General features: G+C 60.1%; 18 protein-coding genes, 1 other RNA gene and 1 pseudogene. 14 read left to right on the top strand and 6 right to left on the bottom strand.

Annotated features, from left to right (window positions below; genetic code table 11):
- Nucleotides 1-20: 20 nt before the first annotated feature.
- From ACIQY3_RS16640 to ffs, 6 genes are all read left to right on the top strand, one after another.
- Complete coding sequence (locus ACIQY3_RS16640; RefSeq protein ID WP_403021249.1) at nt 21-680, top strand: GntR family transcriptional regulator; 660 nt, start codon at nt 21-23, stop codon at nt 678-680.
- 2 nt (nt 681-682) lie between these two features.
- Nucleotides 683-4,171: a chromosome segregation protein SMC gene (gene smc, locus ACIQY3_RS16645; RefSeq protein ID WP_403021252.1), complete on the top strand. Its 3,489-nt coding sequence runs from the start codon at nt 683-685 to the stop codon at nt 4,169-4,171.
- Nucleotides 4,172-4,429: 258 nt separating this feature from the next.
- Nucleotides 4,430-5,284: a cell division protein ZipA gene (gene zipA / locus ACIQY3_RS16650; protein WP_123512168.1), complete on the top strand. Its 855-nt coding sequence runs from the start codon at nt 4,430-4,432 to the stop codon at nt 5,282-5,284.
- Nucleotides 5,285-5,520: 236 nt separating this feature from the next.
- Nucleotides 5,521-7,878 (top strand): NAD-dependent DNA ligase LigA, encoded by a 2,358-nt coding sequence (ligA, locus tag ACIQY3_RS16655; protein ID WP_403021255.1) that lies wholly within the window; start codon nt 5,521-5,523, stop codon nt 7,876-7,878.
- 154 nt (nt 7,879-8,032) lie between these two features.
- On the top strand, nt 8,033-9,196 hold the full coding sequence (locus ACIQY3_RS16660; RefSeq protein ID WP_403021257.1) for a putative zinc-binding metallopeptidase: 1,164 nt from the start codon (nt 8,033-8,035) through the stop codon (nt 9,194-9,196).
- Nucleotides 9,197-9,328: 132 nt separating this feature from the next.
- Nucleotides 9,329-9,425: signal recognition particle sRNA small type (gene ffs / locus ACIQY3_RS16665), an RNA gene on the top strand.
- Between the two features lie 180 nt (nt 9,426-9,605).
- Here ffs and ACIQY3_RS16670 read toward each other — a convergent pair.
- Nucleotides 9,606-10,514, bottom strand: coding sequence for a DUF2167 domain-containing protein (locus ACIQY3_RS16670; protein ID WP_403021260.1), 909 nt, complete (start codon nt 10,512-10,514; stop codon nt 9,606-9,608).
- Nucleotides 10,515-10,674: 160 nt separating this feature from the next.
- On the bottom strand, nt 10,675-10,989 hold the full coding sequence (locus tag ACIQY3_RS16675; protein WP_054054050.1) for a helix-turn-helix domain-containing protein: 315 nt from the start codon (nt 10,987-10,989) through the stop codon (nt 10,675-10,677).
- Between the two features lie 415 nt (nt 10,990-11,404).
- Here ACIQY3_RS16675 and ACIQY3_RS16680 point away from each other — a divergent pair, with 415 nt between their 5' ends.
- Nucleotides 11,405-13,105 carry a putative bifunctional diguanylate cyclase/phosphodiesterase gene (locus tag ACIQY3_RS16680; protein ID WP_403021262.1) on the top strand — a complete coding sequence of 567 codons (1,701 nt, stop codon included), beginning with the start codon at nt 11,405-11,407 and terminating at the stop codon, nt 13,103-13,105.
- Nucleotides 13,102-13,221, top strand: a pseudogene (locus ACIQY3_RS16685) (DUF4381 domain-containing protein); the annotation flags it as partial. The gene ACIQY3_RS16680 and the pseudogene ACIQY3_RS16685, both read left to right, overlap by 4 nt.
- 14 nt (nt 13,222-13,235) lie before the next feature.
- Here the strand turns inward: ACIQY3_RS16685 and ACIQY3_RS16690 are convergent.
- The gene (locus ACIQY3_RS16690; RefSeq protein WP_403021264.1) at nt 13,236-13,985 is read right to left on the bottom strand and encodes a substrate-binding periplasmic protein; all 750 of its coding nucleotides are present in this window, start codon (nt 13,983-13,985) and stop codon (nt 13,236-13,238) included.
- A 143-nt stretch (nt 13,986-14,128) separates the two neighbouring features.
- On the opposite strand from ACIQY3_RS16690, the gene dnaX reads away from it, so the two are divergent.
- The 5 genes from dnaX (at nt 14,129) to ACIQY3_RS16715 (ending at nt 19,919) form a co-directional block, all read left to right on the top strand.
- Nucleotides 14,129-16,213: a DNA polymerase III subunit gamma/tau gene (gene dnaX / locus ACIQY3_RS16695; RefSeq protein WP_403021267.1), complete on the top strand. Its 2,085-nt coding sequence runs from the start codon at nt 14,129-14,131 to the stop codon at nt 16,211-16,213.
- Nucleotides 16,214-16,279: 66 nt separating this feature from the next.
- Nucleotides 16,280-16,618, top strand: coding sequence for a YbaB/EbfC family nucleoid-associated protein (locus tag ACIQY3_RS16700; protein WP_123403312.1), 339 nt, complete (start codon nt 16,280-16,282; stop codon nt 16,616-16,618).
- A gap of 264 nt (nt 16,619-16,882) precedes the next feature.
- Nucleotides 16,883-17,917 carry an NADP-dependent oxidoreductase gene (locus ACIQY3_RS16705; RefSeq protein ID WP_403021270.1) on the top strand — a complete coding sequence of 345 codons (1,035 nt, stop codon included), beginning with the start codon at nt 16,883-16,885 and terminating at the stop codon, nt 17,915-17,917.
- Between the two features lie 65 nt (nt 17,918-17,982).
- Complete coding sequence (gene recR / locus ACIQY3_RS16710; RefSeq protein WP_163909218.1) at nt 17,983-18,585, top strand: recombination mediator RecR; 603 nt, start codon at nt 17,983-17,985, stop codon at nt 18,583-18,585.
- 185 nt (nt 18,586-18,770) lie between these two features.
- Nucleotides 18,771-19,919, top strand: coding sequence for an acyl-CoA dehydrogenase family protein (locus ACIQY3_RS16715; protein WP_403021274.1), 1,149 nt, complete (start codon nt 18,771-18,773; stop codon nt 19,917-19,919).
- 120 nt (nt 19,920-20,039) lie between these two features.
- Here ACIQY3_RS16715 and ACIQY3_RS16720 read toward each other — a convergent pair whose 3' ends face one another.
- Both ACIQY3_RS16720 and fnr read right to left on the bottom strand, forming a co-directional pair.
- A complete protein-coding gene (locus ACIQY3_RS16720) occupies nt 20,040-20,588 on the bottom strand; it encodes an adenine phosphoribosyltransferase (RefSeq protein ID WP_403021277.1) in 549 nt (182 codons plus the stop codon).
- 76 nt (nt 20,589-20,664) lie between these two features.
- Nucleotides 20,665-21,396 carry a fumarate/nitrate reduction transcriptional regulator Fnr gene (fnr, locus tag ACIQY3_RS16725; protein ID WP_403021280.1) on the bottom strand — a complete coding sequence of 244 codons (732 nt, stop codon included), beginning with the start codon at nt 21,394-21,396 and terminating at the stop codon, nt 20,665-20,667.
- 156 nt (nt 21,397-21,552) lie between these two features.
- Here fnr and ACIQY3_RS16730 point away from each other — a divergent pair, with 156 nt between their 5' ends.
- Nucleotides 21,553-22,035 carry a hypothetical protein gene (locus ACIQY3_RS16730; protein WP_403021283.1) on the top strand — a complete coding sequence of 161 codons (483 nt, stop codon included), beginning with the start codon at nt 21,553-21,555 and terminating at the stop codon, nt 22,033-22,035.
- Here the strand turns inward: ACIQY3_RS16730 and hemN are convergent.
- Entirely contained in the window at nt 22,032-23,414 is a 1,383-nt protein-coding gene (hemN, locus tag ACIQY3_RS16735; RefSeq protein ID WP_403021286.1) for an oxygen-independent coproporphyrinogen III oxidase, read from the bottom strand. The genes ACIQY3_RS16730 and hemN overlap by 4 nt on opposite strands.
- Between the last annotated feature and the right edge of the window lie 121 nt (nt 23,415-23,535).

The following is a 23,535-nucleotide window of genomic DNA, read 5'->3' on the forward strand; positions in this document are numbered from 1 at the left end:
GAAGAGTTTGAAGGACAACCATGACGTTCAAGGCGCCGGACAGCCTCGCCGAGCAAATCGCTCACCACCTCGCCGAACGTATCATTCGCGGCGAAATGAAGCCGGGAGAGCGCATCCAGGAACAGAAGGTCACGCTGGCCCTCAATGTCAGCCGCGGTTCGGTCCGTGAGGCCTTGCTGATCCTTGAGCGCCGCCACCTGATCGCGATCCTGCCGCGACGTGGCGCCCACGTGACCGAACTTACCGCGCACAAGGTCCAGAGCCTGTGCACGCTGATGAGCGAGTTGTACATCTTGCTCGGCAACGCCGTGGCCACTGGCTGGCAAGTCCAGGCCGACCTGGCGCCGTTCGTGCAGATTCAGCAGCGCCTGACCGCCAGCTACGAGCGCCAGGACATCCGCACGTTCGTCGACGACAGCTTCAGCGTGATGCGCGCCGCGTACCCGTTCGCCAACAACCCGTACTTGCAGGAAACCGTCGAGAACCTGCAACCGGCCATGAGCCGCGCGTATTTCCTCGCCCTGGAACAGCGCAAGGCCGAGATGAGCGAATTCCTGGAGCTGTTCGAGCGTTTGCTCGCGGCCGTGATCGCCCGTGACTTTCCGCAGATTCGCGTGGTGCTGACGGCGTATGCCCAGCGCAGCTGCGATCTGGTGATTTCCGCCCTGACGGTCGCTTAAGCGTGCGGCTCAAGTGCATCAAACTGGCGGGGTTCAAATCCTTCGTCGACCCGACCACGGTGAACTTCCCCAGTAACATGGCGGCGGTGGTCGGGCCCAATGGTTGCGGCAAGTCGAACATCATCGACGCCGTGCGTTGGGTGATGGGCGAGAGCTCGGCCAAGAACCTGCGCGGCGAGTCGATGACCGACGTCATCTTCAACGGTTCCACCAGCCGCAAACCGGTGAGCCAGGCGAGCATCGAACTGGTGTTCGACAACTCCGACGGCACCCTGGTCGGCGAATACGCGGCCTACGCGGAAATCTCGATACGCCGCAAAGTCACCCGCGACAGCCAGAACAGCTACTACCTGAACGGCACCAAATGCCGTCGTCGCGACATCACCGACATCTTCCTCGGCACCGGCCTGGGCCCGCGCAGCTACTCGATCATCGAGCAGGGCATGATCTCCAAGCTGATCGAAGCCAAGCCCGAAGACCTGCGTAACTTTATTGAAGAAGCGGCGGGGATCTCCAAGTACAAGGAGCGTCGGCGCGAGACTGAAAACCGCATCCGCCGTACCCACGAAAATCTGGCGCGCCTGACTGACTTGCGTGAAGAGCTTGAGCGTCAACTTGAGCGCTTGCATCGCCAGGCCGAGTCGGCGAAGAAGTATCAGGAATACAAGGGCGAAGAACGTCAGCTCAAGGCCCAGTTGTCTGCCCTGCGCTGGCAGGCGTTGAACGAACAGGTCGGGCAGCGCGAAGCGATCATCGGCAACCAGGAAATCACTTTCGAAGCCTTGGTCGCTGAACAGCGCAACGCCGATGCGGCGATTGAACGCCTGCGTGACGGTCACCATGACCTGTCCGAGCGCTTCAATCTGGTGCAGGGGCGCTTCTATTCGGTCGGTGGCGACATTGCCCGGGTCGAGCAGAGCATCCAGCACGGCCAGCAGCGCTTGCGCCAGTTGCAGGACGATTTGAAGGAAGCCGAGCGCGCGCGTCTGGAAACCGAATCGCACTTGGGTCACGACCGCACTCTGCTGCTGACCCTCGGCGAAGAGTTGGACATGCTCACGCCAGAGCAGGAGGTCACCAGCGCCGCCGCCGAAGAGGCTGCCGCCGCGCTGGAAGAATCCGAAACCACCATGCATGCGTGGCAGGAGCAGTGGGACACCTTCAACCTCACCGCCGCCGAACCCCGTCGTCAGTCCGAAGTGCAGCAATCGCGAATCCAGCAGTTGGAAACCAGCATGGAGCGTCTGGCCGATCGCCAGAAGCGTCTAGGCGAAGAGCGCGCGTTGCTCTCGGCCGACCCGGAAGACGCGGCGATCATGCAACTCAGCGAGCAGCTCGCTGAATCCGAAGCGACGCTTGAGGATTTGCAGACCAGTGAACAGGCTCAGGTCGAAAAGCTTGAACAACTGCGTCAGGAGTTGCAGCACGCATTGACCGCGCAACAGCAAGCTCAGGGCGATTTGCAGCGCCTCAACGGGCGTCTCGCGTCCCTTGAAGCCTTGCAGCAAGCCGCGCTCGATCCGGGCACCGGCACTGCTGAATGGCTGCGTGAACAGAATCTGGCAGAGCGTCCGCGCCTGGCCGAAGGCCTGAAGGTCGAGGCCGGTTGGGAGCTGGCGGTAGAAACCGTGCTCGGTGCCGACCTGCAAGCGGTGCTGGTGGATGACTTCGGCGACTTTGATCTGGCCGGTTTTGCCCAGGGCGATTTGCGCTTGCTCAGCCCCGCCAGCGATGGCGTGCGCGTGGCCGGCAGCTTGCTCGATAAGGTCGAGGCGCAGATTGATTTGTCGCCATGGTTGGGGCAGGTCAAACCGGTGGACAGCCTCGAGCAGGCCTTGGCCTTGCGCGGTCAATTGAAGCCTGGTGAAAGCCTGATCAGCCGCGATGGTTACTGGGTCGCCCGACACTTTTTACGCGTGCGTCGCGCCAGTGAAGCGGAAAGCGGCGTGCTCGCCCGTGGCCAGGAAATCCAGCAACTGGGCCTTGAGCGCGAAGAGCGCGAAGCCACGGTCGAAACCCTGGAAACCCAGCTGCAAAACTTGCGGGCACAACAGCGTCAGCAGGAAAACGGTCGCGAACATTTGCGCCGTCTGCTGCAAGACGAAGCCCGTCAGCAAGGTGAATTGAAAGCGCAGTTGTCCGCCGGAAAAGCCAAGGCCGAACAACTGACCCTGCGCCGTACCCGTCTCGATGAAGAACTCACCGAGTTGGGCGAGCAACGGGCGCTGGAACACGAAAACATCGGCGAAGCGCGTCTGCAATTGCAGGAAGCCCTCGACAGCATGGCGCTGGACACCGAGCAGCGCGAGTTGCTGCTGGCCCAGCGCGACAGCTTGCGCGAGCGCCTCGATCGGGTGCGCCAGGAAGCCCGGCAGCACAAGGATCACGCGCATCAATTGGCGGTGCGCCTGGGTTCGCTCAAGGCTCAACACGATTCCACGCGCCAGGCCCTGGAGCGTTTGGAGATGCAATCCGAGCGCCTGACCGAGAAGCGCGAGCAGCTCAGTCTGAACCTGGAGGAGGGCGAGGCGCCGCTGGAAGAACTGCGCCTCAAACTCGAAGAGTTGCTCGACAAGCGCATGACCGTCGACGAAGAACTCAAGACCGCGCAAACCGCCATGGAAGATGCCGACCGCGAATTGCGCGACGCCGAGAAACGCCGCAATCAGGCCGAGCAGCAATCGCAATTAATCCGCGGCCAACTCGAACACCAGCGCATGGAATGGCAAGCCCTGACCGTGCGGCGCAAGACCCTGGAAGATCAACTGCTGGAAGACGGCTACGACCTCCACGGCGTGATCGCGACCCTGGTGGCCGAGGCCAACGAGAAAGAGGCCGAGGAAGAACTGGAGCGCATCGCCGCGCGCATTGCTCGACTCGGTGCGATCAACTTGGCGGCCATCGACGAATACACGCAACAATCCGAGCGTAAACGTTATCTGGATGCCCAGAACGACGATCTGGTGGAAGCGCTGGATACGTTGGAAAACGTGATTCGCAAGATCGACAAAGAGACGCGAAACCGCTTCAAAGATACCTTTGATCAGATCAATGCCGGAATTCAGGCACTTTTCCCAAAAGTTTTCGGTGGCGGCAGCGCGTATTTGGAACTGACGGGCGAAGATCTACTCGATACAGGGGTAACGATCATGGCGCGACCGCCAGGAAAGAAGAACAGCACCATCCATTTGCTCTCCGGTGGCGAAAAAGCCCTGACCGCATTGGCCCTGGTTTTTGCGATCTTCAAGTTGAACCCGGCGCCGTTCTGCATGCTCGATGAAGTTGACGCGCCACTGGATGACGCTAACGTTGGACGCTACGCGCGGCTGGTCAAAGAGATGTCGCAGACGGTGCAGTTCATCTACATCACCCACAACAAGATCGCCATGGAAATGGCCGATCAACTGATGGGGGTGACGATGCACGAACCGGGTTGCTCACGCTTGGTGGCAGTGGATGTCGAGGAGGCGATGGCGATGGTGGATGCCTGAACCGGCGCTTGTAAGGCAAGTATTTATGCGCTGTAGGCTTATTTACGCGCCCTTTACTTGCTGGCCAATCGACATATTCGCTGAAGCCATTGTGACAGACGGTGTAAAGTTGCCTTTGGTCGTGCTAGTTTAATGTCAATTTTTCGTATACGTGGGCAAAACGCCTGTCAGAACATAGAGTTGGCGCCACGTTTTAAAGCGGTTTGCACGTTGTAAACCCCTTATTTTTCAGCATTTTTTATAGAGGCACGGGATTACATGGAAATCGGTCTGCGCGAGTGGCTGATCGTCATCGGCATTATTGTCATTGCCGGTATTCTTTTCGATGGCTGGCGTCGCATGCGCGGCGGCAAGGGAAAACTGAAATTCCGTCTTGATCGAAGTCTGTCCAACCTGCCGGACGAGGACACCAGCGCCGAGCTGTTGGGCCCGCCTCGGGTGCTGGATACCCATAAAGAGCCGCAGCTGGACGAGCACGATCTGCCGTCGGTGAGCATGCCGGCCCGGGAGCCCCGTGAGTCGGGTTCCAAACGCGGCAAGCGTGGCCATTCCGAGCCATCCCAGGGCGACATGAACCTCAGCCTGGACCTGGACGGCGGCCCGAGCTTCAGCAGCCGTGACGATGACTTCCCGGATGACACCAAGTCTTCGCCATCGGTCAGCGACAAAGAACAACCGCAAGCCGAAGAAGTGCTGGTGATCAGCGTGATCTGCCGCGACGCTGCCGGCTTCAAAGGCCCGGCGCTGTTGCAGAACATTCTGGAAAGCGGTCTGCGTTTCGGCGAGATGGATATTTTCCACCGCCACGAAAGCATGGCCGGCAACGGTGAAGTGCTGTTCTCCATGGCCAATGCGGTCAAGCCGGGCATCTTTGATCTGGACGACATCGACCACTTCAGCACCCCGGCGGTGAGCTTCTTCCTCGGCCTGCCAGGCCCGCGTCATCCGAAGCAAGCCTTCGACGTGATGGTGGCCGCGGCGCGCAAACTGTCCCAGGAGCTGAACGGCGAACTGAAAGACGACCAGCGCAGCGTGCTGACCGCCCAGACGATTGAGCACTACCGTCAGCGCATCGTTGAATTCGAACGTCGTGCGTTGACCCAGAAACGCTAATTCAGATGAATGGGGTGGGCTCTTGTGGCGAGGGAGCTTGCTCCCGTTGGGCTGCGAAGCGGCCCCATTCAAGCAACAACCTTAAATATTCAGACACTCCGCATTTCGCTGGTTTTACGACTGCTTCGCAGCCGAGCGGGAGCAAGCTCCCTCGCCACAGTGTCCATATCTTTAAGCTACTGTATCTAGAAAATTGAGCAGCCTCGGCTGCTCTTTTGCTTTATGAGAGAACACCCATGACCGCCGCCAAAACCCGCATTCTAGAGCTGCGCGCTGAGCTGGATCAGCACAACTATCGCTATCACGTGATGGACGAGCCGAGCATTCCGGACGCCGAGTACGATCGGTTGTTCCATGAGCTCAAGGCCCTCGAAGCGGCCAATCCCGAACTGATCACCAGCGACTCGCCCACCCAGCGCGTCGGCAGCGCAGCCCTGTCGGCGTTCACCCAGGTGCGCCACGAAGTGCCGATGCTCAGCCTCGGCAACGCCTTCGAAGAAACCGACATGCGTGAGTTCGATCGCCGCGTTACCGAAGGTCTGGATCTGCCCGTCGGTGATCTGTTTGGTGGCGGCGCGGCGGTTGAATACAGCTGCGAACCGAAACTCGATGGCCTGGCGGTCAGCCTGCTGTATCAGGACGGCGTACTGGTGCGCGGCGCGACACGCGGCGACGGCACCACCGGCGAAGACATCAGCGTCAATGTGCGCACCGTGCGCAACATTCCGCTCAAGCTGCACGGCACCGGCTGGCCGGCGACCCTGGAAGTGCGCGGCGAAGTGTTCATGTCCAAGGCTGGTTTCGAACGGCTGAATGCCACACAACTGGAAGTCGGCGGCAAGACCTTCGCCAACCCGCGTAACGCGGCGGCCGGCAGCTTGCGTCAGCTGGATTCGAAGATCACCGCTAATCGTCCGCTGGAATTCTGCTGCTACGGCATCGGCCAGATTTCGGCGGATATTGCCGACACTCATATCGGCAATCTCAAGCAGTTGCAGGTCTGGGGCATGCCGATCAGTCATGAACTGAAACTGGCGCACGGCATCGGCGAATGCCTGGATTACTACCGCGACATTGGCGAGCGCCGCAACGCGCTGGGCTATGAAATCGATGGCGTGGTGTTCAAGGTCAACAGCATCGCTTCTCAGCGTGAGCTGGGTTTCCGCGCCCGCGAGCCACGTTGGGCGATTGCCCACAAATTCCCGGCGATGGAAGAACTCACCGAGTTGCTCGACGTGGAATTCCAGGTTGGCCGCACCGGCGCCGTAACGCCGGTTGCGCGCTTGAAACCGGTCAAAGTGGCCGGCGTCACCGTGGCCAACGCGACGTTGCACAACATGGACGAAGTTGCGCGCCTGGGTCTGATGATTGGCGACACCGTGATCATTCGCCGCGCGGGGGACGTGATTCCGCAAGTGGTGCAAGTGGTCCTGGAGCGTCGTCCGGAAAATGCGCGAGCGGTGCAGATTCCCGAGCAGTGCCCGGTGTGCGGCTCACACGTCGAGCGCACGCAACTGGTCAAGCGCAGCAAAGGGCGCGAGACCGTCAGCGAAGGCGCGGTGTATCGCTGCGTCGGACGTCTGGCCTGTGGCGCGCAGCTGAAGCAAGCGATCATCCACTTCGTCTCCCGTCGCGCCATGGACATCGAAGGCCTGGGCGACAAGAGCGTCGAGCAATTGGTCGATGAAGGCCTGGTGAGTTCGCCGGCAGATCTGTATGCCCTGAAGTTCGAAGACATTGTCGACCTGGAAGGCTTTGCCGAGCTGTCGAGTAAAAAGCTGCTCTGCGCCATCGAAGACAGCAAGCAGCCGAGCCTGGCACGCTTCATTTATGCCCTCGGGATTCCCGATGTCGGCGAGGAGACGGCCAAGGTGCTGGCGCGCTCCCTGGGCTCGCTGGAGCGGGTTCAGCAGGCGTTGCCGCAAGTGTTGACGTACCTGCCGGATGTCGGCCTGGAAGTGGCGTATGAGATTCACAGTTTCTTTGAAGATGCGCACAACCAGCAGGTGATCGCGGAACTGCTCAAGCACGGTTTGCAGATTCAGGACCAAGGCGAGTTGGGCGCCGAGTTTTCCGCGAGCACTACGCTCGGCGGGTTCCTCGACAAGCTGCACATTCCCTCGGTAGGGCCGGGCGGGGCGCAGAAACTGGCGGACAAGTTTGGTTCGCTGGAAGGCGTGTTCAACGCTGACTGGCTGGACATGCGTCAGGCGCTGCCGGAGAAACAGGCGAATTCGGTTCGCGAGTTTTTTGCGATTGCAGAGAATCGCCAGATTGCAGAAGCAGCCGAAAAGCAGTTGCGTGATTTTGGCATGCATTGGTTGAGCGAGAAGAAAGTCGTCGAAGGCTTGCCACTGGCCGGGCAGACCTGGGTGCTGACCGGTTCGCTGGAGTTGATGAGCCGTGATGTGGCCAAGGAGAAGCTTGAGGGTCTAGGCGCCAAAGTGGCGGGTTCGGTGTCCGCCAAGACCCATTGCGTGGTCGCGGGGCCGGGGGCGGGCTCGAAGTTGGCCAAGGCCAATGAACTGGGGTTGAAGGTGCTGGATGAAGAGGCATTTGTCGAGTTTCTGCGCAAGTACGACATTCCAGTGTGACGCCTTTCGCGAGCAAGCCCGCTCCCACATGGTCCGCGCAATCCTGTGGGAGCGGGCTTGCTCGCGAAGGCGATGTCGGCCATTGCGCAAAAAAACCGGAACGATCGCGAGGCTGAAATGATCTAGTCTTGGCACCCCTCAGGGAGAGTTCGCCATGTACCGTTTCTTCGAACAGCTCAGTTCCCGCATCGCCGCGCCTTTCATCGGCGAGAGTTCGCGCAACAGCAAGGTATGGCAGTGCCGCTGCGGCCAGTCCCTGTTCTTTCGCAACAGCCAGTGCCTGGCCTGCTCGGCGGCGTTGGGCTATCAGCCGGAACAGAGTCGCCTGTCGTCCCTGCAATCCGGCCCGCAAGCGGACACCTGGCTGCTCGACGCCGATCCCGAGGCCGGTGTGTTTCGCCGCTGCGCCAATCTCGATTCACCGGCCGCGTGCAACTGGCTGCTGCCGGCCAACGACCACGATGCGTTGTGCATCGCCTGTAGCCTGAATCACACCATCCCTGATCTCTCGATTCCCGAAAACCCTGAACGCTGGCGCAAGGTCGAAACGGCCAAGCGGCGTCTGATTGCGCAACTGGTCAGCCTCGGTTTGCAGGTGATCCCGAAAACCGTGGACGAAGAAACCGGCCTGGCCTTCGATTTCATCGGTGTCGATCTGGAAGGCAAACCGCCCACCACCGGTCACGCCAACGGGCTGATCACCCTCGACATCAAGGAAGCCGACGACGCTCACCGAGAACAGATCCGCGTGCAAATGCACGAGCCGTATCGCACGTTGCTCGGGCATTTTCGTCACGAAGTCGGGCATTACTACTGGGATCGGTTGATCGCCAACAGTCACTGGCTGGAACCGTTCCGTGGCCTGTTCGGCGACGAGCGCGCCAGCTACGCCGACGCCCTCGAGCGGCACTACCAGCAAGGCGCGCCGCTGGACTGGCAGCAACACTCCGTCAGCGCCTACGCGACGATGCACCCGTGGGAAGACTGGGCCGAAACCTGGGCGCACTACCTGCACATGATGGACGCGGTGGACACCGCCCTGGGCTTCGGCATGAGCGCCCGGGAAATGGATTTCGATTACCAGCCATTCCCGTCCAGCACCCTCTACGACCCGCAGCATCCCGGCGGCGCGGCATTCCTGTCGTTCGTCAATGCGTGGATCGAACTGGCCGGCATGCTCAACGAATTGTCGCGCAGCATGGGCCAGCCGGATTTCTATCCGTTCGTCCTGCCACCCGCGGTGATCGCCAAGCTGCACTTTATCCATCTGGTGATCCAGCAAGAGGGCGGCAGGGCGGATGAGGTGTTGGCTCAATAGCCCGGCTTTTCAGGGCCCGCGCATGTCCTTGACCTGATTCATATTTTTAATCTGGATCGAACGGTTGTAACTTCGACTCAGATAGGTACAATGGCGCCGTTCGCCGTCAGGTGAATGTCGTTATGGTGACTCCATCGGTCCCCCCGCAACGATTACCCGTGAACCTGGTCAGATCCGGAAGGAAGCAGCCACAGCGGGAACATTGTGTGCCGGGGTGTGGCTGGTGGGGTTGCCTCCATAACGCCCTCTCTTCGGATTCGAAGAGTTGAGCGCGCAGTACTCTCCGATACCTCTCGTTTAAAAACCTTTTTTGTTTGTCTGCTGCGCTTGATGCGGCGGTTTTGCCATGCCTGCGGTTCGTGGATTCTGCGCTGCCAGTGTTACCCGGCAGCACAGACAGGCTATGGTCTTAAGCTTTGTTGCGACTGAACAACTTACGCACAAACCCCGCAATCACCACCAAACCGACAATCAGGAATTTCTTCGCGGCCAGCAGGAAGATGCCGATCTTGGCAAATAACCCTGCTTTGGCCGCCAGGCCACCGCCCACCAGTGCGGCCAGGCCATAAGAGGCCAGTTTGTCGGTGCCGGGGCTGTAGTCGGTGTAGAGGTTGCCGTCGGTGAAGTTGGTGAAGGCGATGACTTTAGGCAGTTCTTGCTTGATGGTCGGCAGGTCGGCCATGGCAGCGACGGCGTTCAATTCGAGGACGCCTTTGCGGCCCAACACCCGAATGCTGTAGTTCAGCGTGCTGTCCTCCGCGTCATCAGATTTCAGTTCCCGGGCCCAGTACATTTTGTGGCTGGTTTCGTCGTAATGCGGCTGCTCGGCCCAGCCCAGCAGGTGCAGGGCGGCATAGCCCTGTTTCTGACGCGCCTTGTTGTCTTCCTCATCCTCTTCCTGCATTTGTTTGAGCAGGTCTGCGTAGTCGATTTTTGCCGCGTCTTCGTCGGAAATATGCCCGTCGTCGTTGTAGCTGACAATCACGCCCCAACCACTGGCGGCCAGTGGGTTAACGGCTTTTGGGATGATCATGCCCAAGGTCTTGTGGCCGGGCGGGTTGCCCCAGCCTTCGGTCAGCAAGCGTTCGGTGTCTTTCGGGTCCAGGTAGTAAAACTCATCGTTGAGTTTCAACGTGGCGATGCCAGACGGCAGGGTGATAGTGCCGTGCTGTTGCTTCAAGGAGGCGAGAAACTGTGCGGGCGATTGCTCGACCTGGGCCGCTTCGGTTGGGGCTGCCGGGGGATTGCTCGCGGCGTGGGCGGGGTTGTGCAGTGCGAGCAACAACGCGGCCATGAGGATTGGGCGGAGGTGTTTCATCGTATTCCCTTACATTTTGAATTAATTTCGTGCGGAGAATATCGGATGGCCACTATCGATGCACGTTGTTCGACGTTCAAGTCGTACGGTTTTCAGGCGCTGATAAACACAAAAGGCAGATTTATCGATTTCGACAAATCTGCCTTTTTCATTACTGGCACTAAGGCTTGGACAAGGCCTGGTCAACCGCAGCGATCAGCTTTCCCAGATCCTTTGAGGTGGCTTTGTGTATGACGCTGAACAGGTACGCCCGCTGTTCGTCTTCATCGCCCATATCTGCGAAAAACGCTTTCAGCTTCACGCCCAGCACATCGGCAAGCAGGAACAATGCTTCCACGCTGGGGGTATAGGTGCCGGTTTCGAAGCGGCTGATGGTTTTGGGGTCAAAACCGGTTTTTTCGCCGAGTTCAGCCTGAGTAAGCCCCGCGACCTTGCGATAGCGTCGGATGGCCGGACCCAAACTTGAAATTTGCATCGCTCAATTCCCATTTAGAATCAAGAACTTAACGATAGATTTTTGCATTAGACAACTGCATGATCCATCACCTTGCTTTGCAAAATGTGATGCATTTCGTAGAATCGCCGCTCAGAGGGGGCATTTGGTGACCTGCTTCCAGAAGTTAAGGCGCTATGGAACAGCCAGCGTTGCGTTCCAGCACCGGGTGTGCGGAGGCGCCACGAGTGGTCCGGTGCCTTGCAAAATGCTGCCTGGATCGCTGTTTCCGATTTCGCCGAGGCCTTTGAGCCTAGTTGATCTTCGACTGTCCCGGGGCCATCAAATGCTGTCATGGAGTAACCGAGTGTCTCTGCGCAGTCCGTCTCAAAACATCTCTTCCGGGCATTGTGTGCTGGTCGAGCGGTACCACCGCTAGCGACAGCGAGCCTGACTCATGGATGAGAAATACCGCAGGGCCGTGGACGCCGCCGCCATTTTTTCCGAAACGGATCTGAGCGGCCGGATCACTTACGTCAACGACCAGTTTTGCGCCATCTCCGGCTATAGCCGCGAGGAACTGATCGGGCAGAACCATCGCCTGCTGAATTCCGGCCTGCACTCCGCCGATTTTTTCGCCACGCTATGGCGCACTATCGCCTTGGGCAGCGTCTGGAAGGGCGAGATCTGTAATCGCGCCAAGGATGGCAGCCTGTACTGGGTCGACAGCACCATGGTGCCGGTGCTGAACGACGCCACCGGGCGGGTTGACCGCTATTTATCGATTCGCTTCGACATCAGCGAAAAACGCCAATTGTTGCATTCCCTGCAATGGCGGGTCGGGCATGACGTGCTGACGGGCCTGCCCAATCGAGCCTTCCTCTCGGACCTGCTGGATCAGGCGCTGGAGTTTTCCCGCCAGGAAAACATCCCGTTGGCGGTCTGTATGCTCGACCTCGATGGCTTCAAGGCCGTCAACGATGGCTACGGTCATGCCAGTGGCGATCTGTTGCTGGTGGAAGTGGCCAAGCGGTTGCGCACCATAGTGCGAGGCGAAGACGTGGTGGCGCGGCTGGCCGGCGACGAGTTTGTGCTGGTGCTGCGTTACGTGCGGGATCTGCCGGAATTGCGCGCGGCGCTGAATCGAGTGCTGGGGGCGATCTCGGCCCCGTATTCGCTGCACGGCAAGGACGTCAACGTGTTTGCCAGCATTGGCGTGACGCTGTTCCCCTATGACCACGAAGATGCCGAAACTTTGTTGCGTCACGCCGATCAGGCGATGTACGTGGCCAAGCAGCGCGGGCGCAACCGTTTTCATCTATTCGATGTGTCCCGGGACTTGGAAGTCAAGGTCACGCACCAGACCGTCGAGCGCGTCCGCCAGGCGCTGGCCGCTGGCGAACTGCGCCTGTATTTCCAGCCCAAGGTGAACATGCGCCGCGGCGAGGTGGTGGGTTTCGAGGCGTTGTTGCGTTGGCAGCACCCGCAAAACGGTCTGGTGCCGCCGCGGGAATTCCTGCCGCTGGTGGAGGAAACCGACCTGATCATCGACATTGGTGAGTGGGTGATGGATCAAGTCTTATCGCAATTGCACCGCTGGCAGCAGGCAGGGCAGGGCTGGCCGATCAGCATCAATATCGCGGCGCGGCATTTTCAGCGGGCGGATTTTGTCGAGCGACTCAAGCAGGTGCTCGCCCGGCATGCCCAGGTCGATCCACAATTGCTGGACCTGGAAATCGTCGAGTCGGTGGCCGTCGAGAACATCCAGCATGTCAGCGCCTGTTTGCAGGCCTGCCAGGCGCTCGGGGTGCAGTTTTCGCTGGGGGATTTCGGCACGGGTTATTCGTCCCTGAGTTATCTCAAGCGCCTGCGCACGCAAACAATCAAGATCGATAAATCCTTTGTGCGCGACATTCTCCATGACCGCGACGATCTGGCCCTGACCACGGCGGTGATCGGCCTGGCCCGGGCGTTTGGCCGACAAGTGATTGCCGAAGGACTGGAGAGTGTCGAGCATGGTCGATTGTTGCTGGAACTGGGCTGCGAAGTGGCCCAGGGTTATTTCATCGCCAAGCCGATGCCGCCCGCCGAGGTGCCGGGTTGGGTCGCGGGGTTTGTTGCACCGGTGGAGTGGCAAGTGCTGGATCAGGTTGGCTGAAGTTTTGTAATCACCACCAATCCCCTGTGGGAGCGGGCTTGCTCGCGAAAGCGGTGGAACAGTCGACATCATTGCTGAATGACACACCGCATTCGCGAGCAAGCCCGCTCCCACAGGGTTTCCGTGTTGTTCAAGGCGTACTGGGCTCCGCGCCGGTATAGAGCCCAATAATGTCATCAATCTCCCCAGACATTTTCATCCGCAGCAACGTGCGCAAAATCCGCTGCACCGGCACCTTCGGGTCGTTGCGCACATAGCAGCCAACATTCTGCTCCTGCAACACCGCGACCGTTTGCAACTGCCGACCGGGCATCAGGCGCTGGTTGAACCAGTCCAGGGTCCATTGATTGGTGACGGCGTAGCGATAGCGTCCGACCATGAGTTTATCCAGAACCTGTTCCTGATTGCGCGCGTCTTCCCGTTGTAACTGGCCGTTATCGAACAACGGTTGCAACGTCGGATAGATATAGCCGAGCACCGTGCCGATGGATTCATGTTTCAGGCTGGCCGGGACAATCGGCCCGGGCGGACCTTGCCGGCTGACCAGCAGATCCCGTTGCAGAAACAGTGGAATGCTCCAGATGTAATCCCCGGACTGGTTCGGCAGCCATGACTGTGCGGCATAGCAGCGCACATCGACTTCGCCGTGTTCCATGGCGCCCTGCACCCGCGCCCGGGGCAGCACATGAAATTCGGCCGGCACCCCGACCTGGGTGGCGAGGCTGAGCATGATGTCGTAAAGGATGCCCTGGGTCGGTCGGCCGCGATCCAGTTGCACCATCGGCATGGCCCAACTGTCGGCCATGACGAAGCGCACAGGCGCGTCGGCGGCTGCGACGTTCAGGCTGATCCACAACAATGCCCCCAAGGCCAACCGCATAAACGCTCCGGTACTGATGAAACCCGAGCCGAAAATAGCCCCCCAATTGCAGCTTAGTCAGATTAGACGAGCACACCGGATGCAATTTCGGGCCTGCTCCGCTAGCATTAGCCGCTTCTGTTCCTTAGTTGCGACGGTTTTCGATGAGTTATCAGGTTCTTGCACGTAAATGGCGTCCGCGCTCGTTCCGCGAAATGGTCGGCCAGACCCATGTGCTCAAGGCTCTGATCAATGCCTTGGACAGCCAGCGGCTGCACCACGCCTACCTGTTTACCGGTACCCGTGGGGTCGGCAAGACCACCATCGCACGAATCATCGCCAAATGCCTGAACTGTGAAACAGGTATCACTTCAACGCCCTGCGGCGAGTGCTCGGTGTGCCGTGAGATCGATGAAGGGCGCTTTGTCGACTTGATCGAGATCGACGCCGCGAGCCGGACCAAGGTCGAGGACACCCGCGAGCTGCTCGACAACGTGCAGTACGCCCCGAGCCGCGGGCGCTTCAAGGTCTACCTGATCGACGAAGTGCACATGCTCTCCAGCCATTCCTTCAATGCGCTGTTGAAAACCCTCGAAGAGCCGCCGCCCTACGTCAAGTTCATCCTGGCGACCACGGATCCGCAGAAACTTCCGGCAACGATTCTTTCCCGGTGCCTGCAGTTCTCCCTGAAGAACATGACTCCGGAACGGGTGGTCGAGCATTTGACCCACGTGCTGGGTGTCGAACAAGTGCCGTTCGAAGACGATGCACTGTGGTTGCTGGGTCGCGCCGCCGATGGTTCGATGCGTGACGCCATGAGCCTCACCGACCAGGCCATCGCCTTTGGTGAAGGCAAGGTCATGGCCGCCGACGTGCGGGCGATGCTCGGCACGCTGGATCATGGCCAGGTGTTTGATGTCCTGCATTCGCTGATCGAAGGCGACGCCAAGGCGTTGCTCGAAGCCGTCCGTCATCTGGCCGAACAAGGCCCGGACTGGAACGGCGTGCTCTCGGAAATTCTCAACGTGCTGCATCGTGTCGCCATCGCCCAGGCCTTGCCTGAAGGCGTCGACAACGGCCACGGCGACCGTGATCGGGTGCTGGCCCTGGCCCAGGCATTGCCGGCCGAAGACGTGCAGTTTTATTACCAGATGGGCCTGATCGGGCGCCGCGACTTGCCGCTGGCACCGGACCCGCGTGGTGGCTTCGAAATGGTCCTGCTGCGCATGCTCGCGTTCCGGCCGGCGGATACGGCGGATGTCCCGAGGCAACCGCTAAAGCCAGTGGGGATCAGCCAGGCCACAGTTGATTCCGCAAATTCAGTGGCTACCGCGCCTAAAGTCGCGCCGGTAGCTCCTGCGGCAGTTGCACCTGTTGTAGCGGCGCCGGTTGCTGCGCAAATTGCGCCGGCTCCAGTGCCTGAACCTGAGCCGGTTGCGCCAGTTATCGTGCCCGAGCCTGTGGTTGAAGCGGTGGCGGTCGAAGCCGTCGTTGACCTGCCGTGGAATGACCCGGTTGAACCCGAAGTCGTTCAGCAGCCAGCGGCCGAGCCGGTGCTGGAAACCACCAGCGAACAACCCGAATTGCCACCGATGCCGACGCCAACGCCTGACAGCGTGGTGCCGGACGCGCCGGAGTGGGCCGCTGCGCCGATTCCGGAACCGTCCGTGGCCGAAGTCGATGCCGCCACGCCGGGCATCGATCTGGATGACGAGCCGCCGCTGGACGAGGATTACATCGAGCCGGACATCGACTCGGCGTACAGTTATCTCGACGAACTGGCCAGCGAGCACACCGCCGAGCCGACGCCCGAACCTGAGCCCGAGCCTGCTGCAATGCCGGCCACCGGTCTGGCGCTGCAATGGCTGGAGCTGTTCCCGAAACTGCCGATTTCCGGCATGACCGGCAGCATCGCCGCCAACTGCACGCTGATCGCGGTCGATGGCGACAATTGGTTGCTGCACCTGGATCCGGCCCACAGCGCCTTGTTCAACGCGACCCAGCAACGTCGTCTCAACGATGCGTTGAACCAGTTTCACGGGCGTACGCTGAACCTGAGCATGGAACTGATCAAGCCCGAGCAGGAAACCCCGGCCCAGGCCGCGTCCCGTCGTCGTGTGAACCGTCAGCGCGAGGCCGAGGAGTCGATCCACGGTGATCCGTTCATCCAGCAGATGATGGAGCAGTTCGGTGCGGTGATCCGTAACGATACTATTGAACCTGTCGAAGCCCTGGTCACTCAGGGCTAATAACTGAAGGCGTTCGGCGACCGTCGCCGGACACTGTTTTTATCCAAGTACTTTGAGGTGATTACCATGATGAAAGGTGGCATGGCCGGCCTGATGAAGCAGGCACAGCAGATGCAGGAAAAAATGGCCAAGATGCAGGAAGAACTGGCCAACGCCGAAGTCACCGGTAAGGCCGGTGGCGATATGGTCACCGTGGTAATGACCGGTCGTCACGACGTCAAGCGCGTGACCATTGACCCAAGCCTGGTGGAAGGCCTGAGCGAAGACGACAAAGAGATGCTGGAGGCCGTATTCGCCGCCGCCGTCAACGATGCCGTGCGCAAGATCGAAGCCAACAGCCAGGACAAGATGGGCAGCGTAACCGCTGGCATGCAGCTGCCACCGGGTATGAAACTGCCATTCTGATTCGCCAAGGCGCGTCGGATGGGCTACAAAAAATGCCAGGCATTGCGCCTGGCATTTTTGTTTCTGGCGCACACTGATCGTTCCCACGCTCTGCGTGGGAATGCCTCAATGGACGCTCTGCGTCCGCTGTTGGGACGCGGAGCGTCCCGGGCTGCATTCCCACGCAGAGCGTGGGAACGATCGGGGCAGAAACATCGAACGCGCCTGGCCCATAAAGGTCTGCTCCCTATACCGCTGAATTCATCGATCAAAGGAGACGCTCACATGCCGCAAGCATTGACCCTCAACCAACGTATCGTCCTGGTGTCCCGCCCGGTGGGCGCGCCGACCCCGGAGAATTTCCGCCTGGAGCGCGTGGCGCTGCCGGACCTGGCCGACGGCCAGGTGTTGCTCAAGACCCTTTATCTGTCCCTCGACCCCTACATGCGCGGTCGCATGAGTGACGCACCGTCCTACGCCGCGCCGGTGGAAATCGACGAAGTGATGACCGGTGGCGCGGTCAGCCGCGTCGAGCGTTCACTGAATCCGAAGTTTCACGAAGGTGATCTGGTGGTCGGCGCCACAGGCTGGCAGAGCCACAGCATCAGCGATGGGCGCAACATCATCCCGATCCCGTCCGGGCTGCCGAGTCCGTCGATGGCGTTGGGTGTACTCGGCATGCCGGGCATGACGGCCTACATGGGCCTGATGGACATCGGTCAACCCAAGTCCGGTGAAACCCTGGTGGTCGCCGCCGCGTCCGGTGCCGTGGGTTCGGTGGTCGGCCAGGTGGCGAAGATCAAGGGCCTGCGGGTGGTCGGCGTGGCCGGTGGTGCCGAGAAGTGTCGCTACGTGGTCGAGGAACTGGGCTTCGACGCCTGCATCGACCATAAGAGCCCGGACTTTGCCAATGACCTGGCGCTGGCCTGTCCCAAAGGCGTTGATATCTACTACGAGAACGTCGGCGGCAAGGTCTTCGACGCGATCATCCCGTTGCTCAACTCGAAGGCGCGGATTCCGCTCTGTGGCCTGATTGCTGGTTACAACGCCCATGAAGCGCCGAGCGGTCCGGATCGTCTGCCGCAATTGCAACGGACTTTATTGACCAAACGGGTGCGCATCCAGGGCTTTATCGTGTTCGATGACTATGGTGATCGCCAGCCGGAATTTGTCAGCGCCATGGCGCCGTGGGTACGCGACGGCAAGGTCAAATTCCGCGAGGACATCGTCGATGGCCTGGAACAGGCGCCCGAGGCGTTCATCGGTCTGCTGGAAGGACGCAACTTCGGCAAACTGGTAGTGCGGGTCGCCCAGGACTGAGTATTTGACGCTGGCCAGAGGCGCGGGTATAAACCGCGTCTCGTTGTTTTGTCGGACTTTTCCCCATGAGCTTCAGCCCTCTGATTCGCCAACTGATCGATGCCCTGCGAACGTTGCCGGGCGTGGGTCAGAAAACCGCCCAGCGCATGGCGTTGCAACTGCTCGAGCGCGATCGCAGCGGCGGCTCGCGCCTGGCCCTGGCCCTGAGCCAGGCGATGGAAGGGGTCGGTCACTGCCGTTTGTGCCGCACGCTGACCGAAGACGACCTCTGCCCGCAATGCGCCGACACCCGGCGTGACGACACCTTGCTGTGCGTGGTGGAAGGGCCGATGGACGTCTACGCGGTGGAGCAGACCGGATTCCGGGGTCGCTACTTCGTGCTCAAGGGCCATTTGTCGCCACTCGACGGCCTCGGGCCTGAAGCCATCGGCATTCCGCAATTGCTCGCGCGGATCGAAGAAGCCGGCACGTTTACCGAAGTGATCCTGGCCACCAACCCGACGGTGGAAGGTGAAGCCACCGCGCATTACATCGCCCAGTTGCTCAGCAACAAAGGCCTGGTCGCCTCGCGGATCGCCCATGGCGTGCCGTTGGGTGGCGAGCTGGAATTGGTGGATGGCGGGACGTTGGCGCATTCGTTTGCGGGGCGTAAGCCGATTGCCTTGTAGCGTTTGAACCGACGCCTTCGCGAGCAAGCCCGCTCCCACAGGGGATTTGCGGTGTGCACGAATCCAATGTGGGAGCGGGCTTGCTCGCGAATGAGCGCACCTCGGTCCACCTGACTCACACAATCCTGTTGAAAACCAAGCAAGCGCTCGGTTAACGTCGCTGAACCCTTCAGTGGAGTTCGCCGATGCCTGCCTTTCAGGAATACTTCGATCCCAGCCACCAATTGGTTCGCGACAGCGTGAGGCGTTTCGTCGAGCGCGAGATCCTGCCGGGTATCGATGAGTGGGAAGAAGCCGAAAGCTTTCCCCAGGAGCTCTACCTCAAGGCCGGTGCCGCCGGAATCCTCGGTATCGGTTACCCCGAAGCCCTGGGCGGCAGCCACGAAGGCGATCTGTTCGCCAAGGTCGCCGCCAGCGAAGAATTGATGCGTTGTGGCTCCGGCGGTTTGGTCGCGGGTCTTGGTTCCCTGGACATCGGCCTGCCGCCAATCCTCAAATGGGCCCGGCCCGAAGTCCGCGACCGGGTGGTGCCGCAAGTGCTGTCCGGCGAGAAAATCAGCGCCCTGGCCATCACTGAACCCAGCGGCGGCTCCGATGTGGCCAACCTGCAAACCCGCGCCGTGCGCGACGGCGACTTCTATCGGGTCAGCGGCAGCAAAACCTTTATCACCAGCGGCGTGCGTGCGGATTTCTACACCGTGGCGGTGCGCACCGGCGAGCCCGGATTTGGCGGTATCAGCCTGTTGTTGATCGAGAAGGGCACCCCCGGTTTCACCGTCGGCCGGCAGTTGAAGAAAATGGGCTGGTGGGCGTCGGACACCGCTGAGTTGTTCTTTGATAATTGCCGAGTGCCCGTAGGAAATCTGATCGGTGCCGAAAATATGGGTTTCGCCTGCATCATGGGCAACTTCCAGAGCGAACGCCTGGCCCTGGCGCTGATGGCCAACATGACCGCGCAGTTGGCCCTTGAAGAAAGCCTGAAATGGGCGCGTCAGCGTGAGGCTTTCGGTAAACCGATCGGCAAGTTCCAGGTGCTCAAGCATCGCCTCGCCGAAATGGCCACGGCGCTGGAAGTGTCACGGGAATTCACCTACCGCCAGGCCGCGAAAATGGCGGCGGGGCAGAGCGTGATCAAAGAGATTTCCATGGCCAAGAACTTTGCCACTGACACGGCGGATCGCATCACCAACGATGCGGTGCAGATTCTGGGGGGATTGGGCTATATGCGCGAGAGTCTGGTAGAGCGCTTGTATCGGGATAACCGGATTCTGTCGATTGGCGGCGGGACGCGGGAAGTGATGAACGAGATTATCAGCAAGCAGATGGGACTTTGATTTTTGTGGTGTGGCGGCTGACGTCTTCGCGGGCAAGCCCGCTCCCACAGGGGATCTGCGGTGCACACAAATCCAATGTGGGAGCGGGCTTGCTCGCGAAGGCGCCAGCCCAGACGCCGCTTACTTTTCCGACAACGCAAACTGCGTCAGGCAGAAGGTGGGAATCCCCATATCTTCCAGCCGCTGCGACCCACCCAGCTCCGGCAAGTCAATAATCGCCGCCGCTTCATGTACCCGCGCGCCCATGCGACGAATCAGGTTCGCCGCAGCGATCAAGGTGCCGCCGGTGGCAATCAGGTCATCGAACATCACCACCGAATCGCCCTCGCACAGACTGTCGGCATGCACTTCGAGGAAGGCTTCGCCGTACTCGGTGGCATAACCTTCGGCCAACACGTCCGCCGGCAGTTTGCCTTGCTTGCGGAACAGCACCAGCGGCTTGTTCAACTGATACGCCAACACCGAGCCGATCAGGAAGCCACGGGCGTCCATTGCGCCGATGTGGGTGAAGTCGGCCTCGACGTAACGATGAGCGAAAGTGTCCATCACCAGGCGCAGGGCCGTGGGCGATTGGAACAGCGGGGTGATGTCGCGAAAGATCACGCCCGGTTTGGGGAAGTCGATCACGGGGCGGATCAGGGATTTGATGTCGAAGGAGTCGAAGACCATCGTCGAGTTGTCCTGGCAGGGCTGCAAACGTCGCAGTATAACGGCGGCTGAACCGTTTCGCTCAGCCGCAATTGCACTAGTCGAGGGAGCCGCCAGCCAGGGCGCAGAGCTGGATCGGGTCGAGAATATGGATTTCCTTGCCCTCGGCGGCGATCAGTTCGTTTTGCTGGAAGCGCGTGAACACCCGGGACACGGTTTCCACCGCCAGGCCCAGGTAGTTGCCGATTTCGTTACGCGACATGCTCAGGCGGAACTGGTTGGCCGAGAAACCCCGGGCGCGGAAGCGCGCGGACAGGTTGACCAAGAATGTGGCGATACGCTCGTCGGCGGTTTTCTTCGACAGCAGCAACATCATTTGCTGATCGTCACGAATCTCGCGGCTCATGACGCGCATCAACTGGCGACGCAGTTGCGGCAGTTGAATGGCCAGTTCGTCGAGGCGCTCGAAAGGAATTTCGCAGACCGATGTGGTTTCCAGCGCTTGCGCCGACACAGGGTGCTTTTCAGTGTCCATGCCCGACAGGCCGACCAGTTCACTCGGCAGGTGGAAACCGGTGAGCTGTTCTTCGCCGCCATCGCTGAGGCTGAAGGTCTTCAGGGCGCCGGAGCGTACTGCATAAACGGAATCGAACGTGTCGCCTTGGCGGAACAGGAACTCGCCTTTTTTCAACGGGCGACCACGTTTAACGATGTCGTCCAGCGCATCCATGTCTTCCAGATTCAGAGAAAGTGGCAAGCAGAGGGGGGCCAGGCTGCAATCCTTGCAATGGGCCTGACTGTGAGCGCGCAGCTTTACTGGCTCGGACATTTCTTCAATCCTTGTGGGAAAAACACACATAAGACGTAAGGGTAACTCACGGGAGGACATTCAGGCCAGCGCACGGCGATTTTGCCGCAGGCCGGTAAAGGCTGCGCTTGGTTGGCCGATAACCTGTCAACTGATCGCCTGCAAGGAACCGCATTCATGTCCGCCATAGGCACGCTGAACCCCGGTAACAGCAGCTTGTCGTCGTTGCTCGACACCTCGAAACTTCCTGCGGTCAATGACGCGGATGTCACGACACCGAGTGTCGACACCCCGACTAAAGTCGAAGGCGTCAAAGTGTCGCTGTCCGGCGCTGGCATTGAAAAAGCCGCCGGGGCCAAGGGCGAAAACAGCGACATCGAAGAAAGCGGTTTGCCGGACAACATTCAGCAGATCCTGAAGATGATTCGTAAATTGCAGCAGCAGATCGCCGAAAAACTCGCCGAAATGCAGGCGGTGATGAAAGATAAACGGCTGAGCCCCGAAGAAAGAAAAGCCAAGCTCGGCGCCTTGCAAGCGTTTATCAACAACCTCAACGGTGGCTTGATCGTCGCCAACAACGCGCTCAGTAAAGCCATGAAGCAAGCGGGCCTGACGCCGGAGCAAGTCCTCAAGGCGGCGTCGCTGGCCATGAAGTCCTAAATCACCCGGGAAAAGCGCTGACGATTCTGCTGCTCGAGGTAGGCATCGAACACCATGCACACCGAGCGCACCAGCAAGCGTCCGGCCGGTAAAACAGTGATCCGCTCGCTGTCCAGTTCGATCAGGCCGTCCTTGGCCATCGCCTGCAACTGCGGCCAGAGTTCACTGAAGTAGCCACGGAAATCGATGTTGAAGGCCTGTTCGATTCCGGCGAATTCCAGGCTGAAATGGCAGATCAATTGCTGAATCACCGCCCGCCGCAGACGATCGTCGGCGTTGCACAGCAAGCCACGATTAGTCGCCAGTTGCGCCGAAGCCAAGGTGTTTTGGTACAGGTTCAAATCACTGGTGTTCTGGCAGTACAGGTCGCCAATCTGGCTGATCGCCGAAACCCCAAGCCCGATCAAATCGCAATGTCCGTGAGTGGTGTAGCCCTGGAAGTTGCGTTGCAGGGTCGATTCTTCCTGGGCAATCGCCAGTTCGTCGTCGGGCAGGGCGAAGTGGTCCATGCCGATGTAGCGGTAGCCGGCCTTGGTCAACTGTTCGATGGTGCCCTGGAGCATCTCCAGTTTCTGCGCCGGGGTTGGCAGTTCGGCGCTGTTGATCCGCCGCTGCGGCATGAAGCGTTCCGGCAGGTGCGCATAGTTGAATACCGAGAGACGGTCCGGTTGCAGGGCGATGACTTCATCCACTGTGCGGGCGAAGTTTTCCGGTGTCTGGCGCGGCAAGCCATAGATCAGGTCGATGTTGATCGAGCGAAACTGCAAGGTCCGCGCGGCGTCGATCACGGCGCGGGTTTCTTCCAGGCTTTGCAGGCGATTGACCGCGCGTTGCACGGCGGGATCGAGGTCTTGCAGGCCGATGCTGACCCGGTTGAAACCCAATTCCCGCAACAGGCCCATGGTTGACCAGTCGGCTTCACGGGGGTCGATCTCGATGCCGTAGTCGCCGGAATCGTCGTCCAGCAGATTGAAATGCTTGCGCAACTGCGCCATCAACTGGCGCAGTTCGTCGTGGCTGAGAAAGGTCGGTGTGCCACCACCGAAATGCAGTTGCTCGACTTTCTGAGCGGGATCGAGGTGGCAGGCGATCAACTGGATCTCCTGCTCCAGGCGCTGCAAGTAGGGGAGTGCGCGGCCACGGTCCTTGGTGATGACCTTGTTGCAGGCGCAGTAGTAGCAAATGTTCGCGCAGAACGGCACGTGCACATACAGCGACAGCGGCCGCAGCGCTTTACGGCTGTCGCGCAGGGCATGGAACAGGTCGAACGTGCCGACCTGGCTGTTGAATTGAACGGCGGTCGGGTACGAGGTGTAGCGCGGCCCCGACAGGTCGTAACGGCGAATCAGATCGGTGTCCCAACGAATGGCGTCGAGCATGCGGGCATTCCCCCGGATAGGCTTGCAGTGGCTGCGAGTCTATGGGGTGCGGCGTTGGGGCATCTTGATTTGCATCAACGGTCGATCGGGGTTGGCAGTGCCGGCGCCTTCGCGAGCAAGC

Origin of the sequence: Pseudomonas sp. NPDC096950, assembly GCF_044762525.1 — a bacterium.
Classification (GTDB): domain Bacteria; phylum Pseudomonadota; class Gammaproteobacteria; order Pseudomonadales; family Pseudomonadaceae; genus Aquipseudomonas.